This is a genomic window from Pseudomonas sp. HMSC063H08, assembly GCF_001813645.1.
Taxonomy (GTDB): Bacteria; Pseudomonadota; Gammaproteobacteria; order Pseudomonadales; family Pseudomonadaceae; genus Pseudomonas; species Pseudomonas aeruginosa.
In genome coordinates, this window is record NZ_KV813500.1 from 1 (window position 1) to 1,351 (window position 1,351).

General features: G+C 64.7%; 1 protein-coding gene. It reads right to left on the minus strand.

Features of this window, described 5'->3' with window-relative positions:
• A partial coding sequence (locus HMPREF2924_RS21250) for a type VI secretion system spike protein VgrG2a (RefSeq protein WP_134625651.1) occupies positions 1 to 1,341 on the minus strand: 1,341 nt, incomplete at its 3' end.
• Between the last annotated feature and the right edge of the window lie 10 nt (positions 1,342 to 1,351).

Below are 1,351 nucleotides of genomic sequence, written 5' to 3' on the forward strand. Positions count from 1 at the left end.
GATCGGCTGGTCGCAGTCGCCGTCCAGGTAATCGACGATCACCTCCTGGCCAATCCGCGGGATCGCCATGTGCCCCCAGTCGGCACCTGCCCAGTTCTGCGCGACCCGTATCCAGCAGGTACTGAATTCATCGTGACGTCCCTCGCGATCCCAGGGGAACTGGACTTTCACCCGTCCCCACTCGTCGCAATGGATCTCTTCCCCTGCCGGGCCGACTACCGTCGCGATCTGCGGACCATCGATACGCGGCCGAGGCAGCGGTGCGGGACGCCATTCGACGTCCTCGGGCACCAGTTCGGCGCGCAGGTCGTAGCTCACCCCCAGAGGGGCGTCGGCGGACTCTTCCTCCTGGCCGGCATACTGGGTGCCGCGATGGACCACCCGTACCGGCCGCCACCAGGCGTTGAAGTCGGCACGCGGATGACCTTCCAGGGCAAAGGCGTGGCCCGGGATCAGCCGCGGGTCGTCGCCGCTGACCGATGCCACCCGCGCATCGCGCCGGTGCCCTCTGAGGCGGCTTTCGCTGAAAGGCCGGCCGGCGCCGCTCTGCTTGTAGCGACCGGGGTAGTCGTAGCGCTCGTAGGACGAGCCCTGATGCTCGAGCGCCTCGCCAGCGAGATGATGCTCCTGGTCGTAGGTCGGGCGCTTGAAGCTGTAGTCCCGCTGGGTCTGTCGAGCCGTACGAACATTTTCGCTGTAGCGGAAAGAATGAAGCACCGGCTGTGGGTTGTCGCCCTCCGGCTGGGCGCTGAACAGTACCGGGCCGCCGGCGATACGCTCCTGGACGTAGAGCCGGTCGCTGCAGACCAGGGTGTGGCGGTGTTCGTCGAAGCGGAAGTAGTAGACCAGGCCTTCCTCGAAGGCTAGCCGGTCGTGCAGGTAGTGATCGCTGTCGCCGGCCTGCACGCAGTATTCGCGCGGCAGGTGCTCATGGTAGATGCGCTGTTCGTAGTCGAGCACCCGGTGTTCCTTGAGCAGCGCCTGGAGAATCTCCGGAACACTCTTCTCCTGGAATATCCGCCAGTTGCAGCACAGCTCCAGGCGCGCCAACTGCGGTTCCAGCAGCAGTTCGTAGCGGGTCCGGCGAAAACCCGAGCTGCCCTGGGTGAAGTGGCTGACGATGCCATGGACGTAGCGGGCCGGACGGCCGTCCTGCCAGAGGGTGAAGGTGCCCGGCTGGTCGAGTACCTGCTTGAAATCGATGGCGTTCTTGTCGCTGGCCAGCTTCAGGTTCAGGCGGAAAGGCTCGCAGAGCGCTTCTTCCAGTTCGAACTCGACGACATCGAACGCGAGTTTCCCTTCGCCGACGACGAAGGTGAATTTCAGGTCCCTTTGACGCATGGATCGTTCC